This is a genomic window from Mycobacterium simiae (assembly GCF_008370645.1).
In the GTDB taxonomy this organism is placed as follows: Bacteria; Actinomycetota; Actinomycetes; order Mycobacteriales; family Mycobacteriaceae; genus Mycobacterium; species Mycobacterium simiae_A.
Genome location: NZ_VTZN01000185.1, coordinates 1 through 9152 on the forward strand (window position 1 = coordinate 1; position 9152 = coordinate 9152).

The following is a 9152-nucleotide window of genomic DNA, read 5'->3' on the forward strand; positions in this document are numbered from 1 at the left end:
CGGCGCGGATCACGTGAACCACCGCATTGATCAGCGCCAGGTGGGTGAACGCTTGCGGGAAGTTGCCCAGCTGCCGCCCGGTGCGCGGCTCGATCTCCTCGGCGTAGAGATGCAGCGGGCTGGCATAGGACAGCAGTTTCTCGCACAGCCGTTTGGCACGGGCCACTTCGCCGATCTCGACCAGCGCCGACACCAGCCAGAACGAGCAAATGGTAAAGGTACCTTCCTCACCCGACAGCCCGTCATCGGTTTCGTGCACCCGGTACCTCAGCACCAGGCCTTCCTCGGTCAGTTCGTCGGCGATGGCCAGCACCGTGTTACGCACCCTCGGGTCGTCCGGCGGCAGGAAGCGGGTCAGCACCGCCAACAGCAGCGAAGCGTCCAGGGCGTCGCTGCCGTAGCGCTGGGTGAGCACACCGCGTGAGTCCACCCCGTGCTCGAGGATGTCGGCCTTGATCTCGTTGGCGATCTGGTGCCATTGCTGGGCATAGCTTTTCTCGCCTTGGCGCTCGGCCAACTTGGCGCCGCGGTCCAAGGCCACCCAGCACATCACCTTTGACGACGTGAAGTGCTGAGGTTCGCCGCGCACCTCCCAGATGCCCCGGTCGGGCTCCCGCCAGTGCTTGATCGCCTCCTCTACCTGCCGCTTCAGCACCGGCCACAATGTCTCGGGAATTTGCTCGCGAGATTTGCAGTGCAGGTAGAACGAGTCCAGAATCGAGCCCCAGATGTCGTGCTGCTGCTGGTTGTAGGCGCCGTTGCCGATCCGCACCGGGCGCGCGTGGTCGTAGCCGGACAGGTGGTGCAACTCCTCTTCGACCAGACTGCGCTCACCGCCCACCCCGTACATCACCTGCAGCGGGTGACGCTCGTCGTTGTTGGCTCCGGACACATCGGCGATGAAGGCGAAAAAGTCGTCGGCTTCGCGATCAAGTCCCAGCGTGTACAGGCCCCACAACGCGAATGTCGAGTCGCGAACCCAGGCGTAGCGGTAGTCCCAATTGCGCTCACCATGCGGCGTTTCTGGAAGAGAAGTGGTGCTGGCCGCCAGCAACGCGCCGGTGGGCGAGTACGTCAATCCTTTCAAGGTGAGCGCGCTGCGCTGCAGGTATGCCCGCCACGGATGGTCGGGGAAATTGCCGATGTTGATCCACTGCCGCCAGCACTCGCTGGTTTGCCACAGCTTGTCGGCGGCCTCGTTATAGGTCTGCGGCGCCGGATGCCTGGTCCAGCTCAACGCGACGAACACGTCGTCGCCCTCCTTCATCCGGGTGCGGGCGCGCGCCTCTCGGCCCTCCAGCCCGATCCGCAGATTGGTCGTCAGCCGCAGCGTCGGATGAGCGTCCGGCTGTTTGCTGGCTCGCGCGATGGCCTCGCCATACGCATTCGACGAATATTCCCAGGTAGCGCCCAGGCGGTGGTAGTCAAAAGCCGGCTCGCAGCTCATCACGAGCTCGACGGTGCCGCTGACGCAGCGCACCGTGCGTAGCAGGATGTGCTCGGCATCCCAATCCATCGGGGTGCGACGGTGGGTCCGGGACCGGCGCTCGATGTCGTGCCACTTTCCCATCACCAACGCATCGCGCACGATGAGCCAGCCGGTGTGAGTCTGCCAAGTGGTCTCCATGATCAGGCTGCCGGGAAGGTAGCGGCGCGCTGCCGGCACTGTGACCCCGTAGGGGCCGATCCGGAAATGACCGGCGCTGCGGTCCAACATTGCGCCGAACACGCTCGGGGAATCCGGCCGTGGCACACACATCCACTCCACTGAGCCCGCCGGCGAGATCAGGCAGGTCGTCTCCCAGTCGGACAGAAACGCATAGTCGGCGATGGGCGGAAACGGGTTGCGCAGCAGCGAGCTGGCGGTGAAGACGCTGGGCGAGTTGTAGTCAACGGATGCGGCGGGGGTCACCTCGAAAGCGTCGACTGCTTCGACGTTTATGGCGTCAGCGGCTTCTTTTGCAGGTTCGGCGTGCAGCACCATCCCGACATCATCGACTGTCGACCGGTCCTGCGTCCACCGTGGGGCCGACACGACGGCGTGGGTTAACACAAGCTGAGCATCATGTTGGCCGGGCTTGTCGACATCGTGACGCGCGCTATGGGCGGTTCCGGCGCATTGGTTTCGGCGGCCCGCGGCGAATAGGGTGTGTTCGGTGAACGGGTTCCTGAATTGGTGGGACAGCGTTGAGCTGTGGCTTTCCGGTCTGCCGTTCGCGCTGCAGGCGCTGGCGGTGATGCCGGTGGTACTGGGCCTGGCATATTGCACCGCAGCGTTGCTGGATGCTCTGCTCGGCCGGGGCATCAGGGTGATGCGGCGTATCCGCCAGTCCGACGAAGCACCCGAGTAAGCCGATGCCGCGGTCGCACGTCACGCTGGTCCTCATTGCGCTGGTGGTGCTGGTAATCGCCATGTGGTTGCTCACGCGCTAAGGCAAGCTCCGGGCCGATTCTGTTAGGCTTCGCGGCATGCATGCAGTAGCCGCTGGGTTGGGGCGCTCGGAGGCGCCCGGCCGCGTGGACGGGGCCGTGGTGATCTGCGCCGCGGCCGACCTGCACTGTTGTCGCTGACACCCAGCCCGTGTGCGGTCTGGTGTGGGGTTCGTGACTTTCGTCAGTTGGTGACCGATCGCCTTTCCGCAGCTACGGACCGTCGTTGATAAGTCCCGCACTGGAAGGCCAGCAATGCCGCAGACGTTCAAGGGCATGATCCTCGTGGCGCGGAGCATGGCTCGCTCGCGGCGCCTCAGTGACGTCGGCCTTGCGCTTGCGTTGGTAGTCGGGGTCGTGGCTGCGTGTGGAGGTGGTCACAGTGATGTCGTTGGCGGAGGCGGCCCCGCCAACGCGCACACGAGTGTCACGCTGGTCGCCTACTCGGCGCCAGAGCCCGGCTGGAGCACAGTGATCCCCGCGTTCAATGCCTCCGACGAAGGCAAGGACATACAGGTGATCACCTCCTACGGGGCCTCCAGCGACCAGTCGCGCGGTGTCGTCAACGGCAAACCGGCTGACCTGGTGAATTTCTCGGCCGAACCGGACATCACTCGATTAGTCAACGCCGGCAAGGTTTCCAAGGACTGGAATGCCGACGCCACCAAGGGAATCCCCTTCGAGTCAGTGGTGACCCTGGTGGTACGCGAAGGCAATCCCAAGAACATCAAGGACTGGGACGACCTGCTGCGGCCCGGGGTGCAGGTTGTCACACCTAGCCCGCTGAGCTCGGGTTCGGCCAAGTGGAATCTGCTCGCCCCGTACGCCGTCAAGAGCGAGGGCGGCAAAAATAGCCAAGCGGGGCTTGATTTCGTCAGTAGCTTGGTGCGCGGGCATGTCAAATTGCGTCCCGGATCGGGACGGGAAGCCACAGATGTCTTTGTCCAGGGCAGCGGTGACGTACTAATCAGCTACGAAAACGAGGCCATCGCCGCCGAGCGGCAAGGTAAGCGGATTCAGCACGTCACCCCGCCGCAGACGTTCAAGATCGAAATCCCGCTCGCGGTGGTGACCAGCACGCCACACTTGGCTGCCGCGACGGTGTTCAAGAATTTCCAGTACACCGCGCACGCACAGAAATTATGGGCAAAGGCCGGGTTTCGGCCGGTCGATCCCACGGTGGCCGCCGAATTCCGCGACCAGTTCCCCGTTCCGGCGAGACTGTGGACGATCGCCGACCTGGGCGGCTGGGGCACTACCGATCCGCAACTGTTCGACAAAGGCACCGGCAGCATTACCAAGATCTACCTGCAGGCCACCGGATGACCACTGCGATAACGCCGGACCCACAGGCGCTTTGGCCCAAACTCGGCGGATCCGGAGATGACGCACGGCGCGGGTCAAACTTCCGTCGGTCCGGTCGACACGGAAGCACCTCGCTGCGGGTCGGGGTGTCGGTGGTGTGGCTGTCGGTCATCGTGCTGCTACCGTTGGCCGCCATTGCCTGGCAGGCCACCAGCGGTGGCTGGCAGGCGTTCTGGTTGTCGGTCACGTCCCATGCCGCGCTGGAGTCATTGCGGGTGACCTTGATGATTTCGGCCGTAGTCACCGTGATCAACACAGTGTTCGGCTTGTTGATCGCGTGGGTGCTGGTTCGCGACGATTTTGTAGGCAAACGCCTTGTCGATGCGATCATCGATCTGCCCTTCGCGTTGCCGACTATTGTTGCAAGCCTGGTAATGCTGGCCTTGTACGGACATAACAGCCCGGTGGGGCTTCGTTTGCAGCACACTGCCTGGGGAGTAGGCGTGGCGCTGGCCTTCGTTACCTTGCCGTTCGTGGTGCGCGCTGTTCAACCGGTGCTGCTGGAAATCGATCGCGAGGCCGAAGAGGCGGCGGCGTCGCTTGGGGCCAATGGTCCGAAGATTTTCCTGTCCGTGGTGCTGCCGTCGCTGCTGCCGGCATTGTTATCGGGTGCGGGCCTGGCGTTTTCGCGTGCCATTGGTGAGTACGGTTCCGTGGTGTTGATCGGTGGCGCGGTGCCGGGCAAGACCGAAGTATCGTCGCAGTGGATCCGTACCTTGATAGAGAACGACGACCGTTCTGGTGCCGCCGCGTTATCCGTTGTGCTGTTGTCGATTTCGTTCGTGGTGTTGTTCTTGTTGCGCATGATCGCAGCGCGTACGGCCCGACGGGAGGAGATGGCCGCGTGACCTGCTCGCCCGTGGTTCGCTACCTCCTTCGGTCGATCGCGCTTGGGTATGTTTTTGTGCTGCTCGCTGTTCCGGTGGCGGTGATCCTGTGGCGGACGTTCGAGCCTGGTTTCGGCCAGTTCTACGCCTGGATCAGTACACCGGCGGCGATCTCGGCGCTGAAGCTGTCGCTGCTGGTGGTGGCAATCGTGGTGCCCCTGAACGTGGCCTTCGGTATCCCGACGGCATTGATGTTGGCGCGTAACCGATTTCGGGGTAAAGCTGCATTGCAGGCGATCATCGACCTGCCGTTCGCGGTCTCACCTGTGATCGTCGGTGTCGCGTTGGTGCTGCTGTGGGGATCGGCCGGTGCGCTCGGCTTCGTCGAGAATGACCTGGGACTGAAGATCATCTTCAGCCTGCCCGGCATCGTGTTGGCCAGCGTCTTCGTGACTCTGCCTTTCGTAGTGCGCGAAGTCGAGCCCGTGCTACACGAATTGGGCACCGATCAAGAGCAAGCTGCTGCAACGTTGGGTTCTGGTTGGTGGCAGACGTTTTGGCGAATCACGCTGCCGTCTATCCGGTGGGGACTTACCTACGGGATCGTGCTGACCGTCGCGCGTACCCTCGGTGAATACGGTGCGGTCATCATCGTTTCGTCCAACCTTCCGGGCAAGTCGCAGACGCTGACATTGCTGGTCTCCGACCGCTACAACCGTGGCGCCGAGCATGGAGCCTATGCACTTTCGACACTGCTGATGGCGGTTGCGGTGGTGGTTTTAGTCGTCCAGGTGCTATTGGATGCCCGCAGAGCACCAGCGGCCAGCCAGGGTTGACGAGGAGACCAGATGACGAAAGCTCCTGACAGCGGGCACGCCATCGTCGTGCGGAACGCCTACAAGCACTATGGCGACTTCGTCGCCTTGGACCACGTGAATTTCGTCGTGCCTGCTGGCTCGTTGACGGCATTGCTGGGCCCCAGCGGTTCGGGTAAGTCGACGCTGTTGCGCACCATCGCCGGACTCGATCAGCCGGACTCCGGCACCATCACGATCAATGGCCGCGACGTGACCGCAGTGCCGCCGCAGCGGCGCGGCATCGGATTCGTGTTCCAGCACTACGCCGCCTTCAAGCACCTCACCGTTCGCGACAATGTGGCTTACGGATTGAAAATCCGTAAGCGGCCGAAGACCGAGGTCAAGCAGAAGGTCGACAACCTGCTAGAGGTAGTGGGGCTGAGCGGATTTCAGGGTCGCTACCCCAATCAGCTTTCCGGCGGCCAGCGTCAGCGGATGGCGCTGGCCCGCGCGCTCGCCGTCGATCCTGAAGTACTGCTGCTCGACGAACCGTTCGGGGCGTTGGACGCCAAAGTCCGCGAGGATCTGCGTAGCTGGCTGCGCCGCCTCCATGACGAGGTGCACGTCACCACCGTACTGGTCACCCACGATCAGGCTGAAGCGCTAGATGTCGCCGACCGAATAGCGGTGCTCAACAAGGGCCGTATCGAGCAGGTCGGATCCCCGACCGATGTCTACGACGCTCCAGCGAACGCATTCGTCATGTCGTTCCTGGGTGCGGTATCGGCGCTGAACGGCGCATTGGTGCGTCCGCATGACATCCGGGTCGGCCGGACTCCGGAGATGGCCGTTGCCACCGCAGACGGCACCGGAGAATCCACCGGTGTTACGCGCGCCACTGTGGACCGCGTCGTGGTTCTGGGTTTTGAGGTCCGGGTTGAGTTGACCAGCGCGGCAACCGGTGGGGCATTCACGGCGCAGATCACTCGGGGCGACGCCGAGGCGCTGGCGTTGCGGGAGGGGGACACCGTCTACGTGCGCGCTACCCGGGTGCCGCCCATTCCCGACGACCTCTCGGTTGCCGGCAGTGCCGACCCAGACGAGAGCACCCTGACTAGGACTTAAGGCACGTTCAATACGACAGCCACTGGCGACCGCCACACAACGGCCGTTGGAGTGATTCTTCGCCGCGGCCGCGGCTGTGGCTCTGACACGCCAGACGCTTGCGCCGCATCAGGGGAGTGGAGCCCGCCGCGACGCCGCCACCGGACTCAAGGTCTGGCGTGTGAGCGGGGCCGGGATTCGGGGACAGAGCGGTCATGGGGTAGTGGCGTCCATTGCGGCATGGGTGCGGCAGGTAGTGCGCTGGGGATACCCGGTCAGAGACTCCGGTCACACGACCAGGGCGGTGCGCCCGAGCGGAGCGTTCCTGACAACCGAGATTGACTCGTTTTCGAGCCGGCGCTACGTCACCTTGGGCGTACACCCGTGGATCGGTGCGAGCCGACCACCGGCCTTGCCGCCCATGTCTCAGCGGCGGAAGAAGCCCGCCAACTGGTTGCCCTGGTTGAAGAATCCAGAGATCGATGTGCCCACGTTGGATATGCCCGAGATAAAGGTGCCCGAGTTGGCGATCCCTGAGCCCAACACGAGGCCCATGTTCCCTATTCCCGCAAGGTTTCGTCCGGTGTTGAACAACCCCGCGAGCGTGCGGCCCCCCGGCACAGCGATGTTGCCAATGCCGCTGCTTTGTGAGGCTAGGTTATTAAAGCCGGAACTCCCGGTTACCACGGTGGCGACGTTGCCCCACCCCGAGTTGCCGTTGGTCGGGCCGAAGAAGCCCGTGTTGAAGAAGCCCGAGTTGTTGGTACCCGTGTTGTTGAAACCCGAGTTGGCGACCAGTTGGTTGACCACGCTACCGAAGCCGGTGTTGAGGTTGCCCGAGTTGAAGAAGCCCGTGTTGATGGCGCCGGCGTTCCATAATCCGGTGTTGCCACGGCCCGCGTTAAAAAATCCGGTGTTGCCGGCACCGCCGTTGAAGAAGCCCGTGTTGACGCCGTTGGAGTTGAACGCGCCAGAACTCCCGACGCCCCCGTTGAACAAGCCGAAGCCTGAAACGTTGGAATTGAACATGCCGAAGTCTTGACTGCCCGAGTTGAAGAAGCCGGTAGTCCGCAAGCCAGAGTTCCAGGCACCCGTGTTTGCCGCACCCGCGTTCACAAAGCCGGTGTTTAAGTCGTTGGACTGCCCCATGCCCAAGTTATTCGACCCGGCATTGCCGATCCCGACGTTGCCCTCACCCGAATTGAAGAAGCCGATATTATTGGTGCCCGCGTTGAACAAGCCGATATTTCCACTGCCGGAATTCAACGCGCCGATGCCGATCTGATTGTTCCCGGTGAGCCCGATGCCGATATTGTTGTTGCCGGTGTTGCCGAACCCGATATTGCCGCTACCGAGATTCCCGGCGCCCCGATTGGATTCGCCCCAGTTCGCCAAGCCGATGTTGCCGTTGCCGAAGTTTCCGTAGCCGGTGTTGTTGTCGCCCGTGTTCCCGCCGCCGATGTTGCTGCTGCCGTTGTTGCCGCTACCGAAGTTCGCGTTGCCCTCGTTTCCGCTTCCCCAGTTGAAGCTGCCCCGGTTGCCGCTGCCCACGTTGTTGTTGGCGCCCCCTGGGACGCTGTTGCCGCTGCCGATGTTGTAGCTGCCGCTGTTGCCGCTGCCGATGTTGCCGACGGCCGGAGGGTTGCCGGAGCCTCCCCGGTTGCCGCTGCCGATATTGTTGTCGGCGAAAAAGTTGCCGCTGCCCAAGTTGCCGTTACCGACGTTGCCGCTGCCCGAGTTGCCGTCGCCGGTGTTGCCACTACCCAAATTGAGGCTGCCGATGTTGCCGATGCCCAAGTTGATGCCCTGCAGACCTGGCACCGCTTGCAGCAAGCTCTGCCACGGCGGCAAACCTGCCGCGGCCGCTGAAGCTCCGGAGTAGTAACCGACCATCGCGGCCACATCTACGGCCCACATCTGCTCATAGATGCCCTCGGCGGCCGCGATCGCCGGTGCGTTCTGGCCGAACACATTCGACATCACCAGCTGCACGAACGCATTACGGTTGGCTGCCACTGCCAGCGGCGGCACTGTCGCCGCCTGCGCGGCCTCAAACGCGCTGACCACCGCCTGGGCCTTACCCGCCGCTGCTTGCGCTTGGGCCGCCGCCGCGGTCAACCACCCCGCATACGGGGCCGCTGCAGCCGTCATCGCCGCCGACGCCGGGCCCTGCCACGCCTGTCCCGCCAATCCTGCGGTCACCGACGCGAACGACGCCGCCGCCGTCCCCAACTCATCGGCCAGCCCCTGCCAGGCGCCGGCCGCCTCCAGCAGGGGCGCCGGCCCCGCCCCGGCAAACATCCGCAGGGAATTGATCTCCGGAGGCAACACCGAAAAGTTCATTACGCCCTCCCATCCTCAGCCGCCCTTCCATTAAGGGTTGTTCAAGCTACGAGATTTACCACGCCGGCACACGCAATGCAGCAAATCGATCAGAAAACTCGGTACGCAGTTCTGCCGGCCTGACATGTCCTTCGTAGCCACTGCTAATGCACCGGAATGTCAAACATCTTGACTCAGTCTTTGGGGCGCATCTGCGTCGGGAATCTGTAAAAAAATCCGACAATTAAAGTCGGATGTTACGAGTCCACTCTTCTTGTCGAATCGCAAGAAAAAATTTCGGCCACGG

At 63.2% G+C, this 9152-nt stretch carries 7 protein-coding genes and 1 pseudogene; 5 read left to right on the forward strand and 3 right to left on the reverse strand.

Features of this window, described 5'->3' with window-relative positions:
* The coding region (locus F0Q45_RS21850) for a glycoside hydrolase family 15 protein (protein WP_149655924.1) at window positions 1-1984 on the reverse strand (1984 nt) is incomplete at its 3' end.
* A 163-nt stretch (window positions 1985-2147) separates the two neighbouring features.
* Here F0Q45_RS21850 and F0Q45_RS21855 point away from each other — a divergent pair.
* The 5 genes from F0Q45_RS21855 to F0Q45_RS21875 all read left to right on the forward strand — a co-directional run bounded on the left by F0Q45_RS21855 (window position 2148) and on the right by F0Q45_RS21875 (window position 6544).
* Window positions 2148-2351, forward strand: coding sequence for a hypothetical protein (locus tag F0Q45_RS21855; protein ID WP_149655918.1), 204 nt, complete (start codon window positions 2148-2150; stop codon window positions 2349-2351).
* Window positions 2352-2727: 376 nt separating this feature from the next.
* Window positions 2728-3756 (forward strand): sulfate ABC transporter substrate-binding protein, encoded by a 1029-nt coding sequence (locus tag F0Q45_RS21860; RefSeq protein ID WP_373425055.1) that lies wholly within the window; start codon window positions 2728-2730, stop codon window positions 3754-3756.
* On the forward strand, window positions 3753-4643 hold the full coding sequence (cysT, locus tag F0Q45_RS21865; protein WP_149655920.1) for a sulfate ABC transporter permease subunit CysT: 891 nt from the start codon (window positions 3753-3755) through the stop codon (window positions 4641-4643). Before F0Q45_RS21860 ends, cysT begins: the two co-directional genes overlap by 4 nt.
* On the forward strand, window positions 4640-5458 hold the full coding sequence (gene cysW, locus F0Q45_RS21870) for a sulfate ABC transporter permease subunit CysW (RefSeq protein WP_149655921.1): 819 nt from the start codon (window positions 4640-4642) through the stop codon (window positions 5456-5458). Before cysT ends, cysW begins: the two co-directional genes overlap by 4 nt.
* Before the next feature lie 12 nt (window positions 5459-5470).
* Window positions 5471-6544 carry a sulfate/molybdate ABC transporter ATP-binding protein gene (locus F0Q45_RS21875; protein WP_149655922.1) on the forward strand — a complete coding sequence of 358 codons (1074 nt, stop codon included), beginning with the start codon at window positions 5471-5473 and terminating at the stop codon, window positions 6542-6544.
* Between the two features lie 405 nt (window positions 6545-6949).
* Here F0Q45_RS21875 and F0Q45_RS30530 read toward each other — a convergent pair whose 3' ends face one another.
* Both F0Q45_RS30530 and F0Q45_RS30535 read right to left on the reverse strand, forming a co-directional pair.
* Entirely contained in the window at window positions 6950-7672 is a 723-nt protein-coding gene (locus tag F0Q45_RS30530; protein ID WP_444875263.1) for a hypothetical protein, read from the reverse strand.
* Window positions 7667-8866 (reverse strand): annotated as a pseudogene (locus F0Q45_RS30535) (PPE domain-containing protein); the annotation flags it as partial. The gene F0Q45_RS30530 and the pseudogene F0Q45_RS30535, both read right to left, overlap by 6 nt.
* Between the last annotated feature and the right edge of the window lie 286 nt (window positions 8867-9152).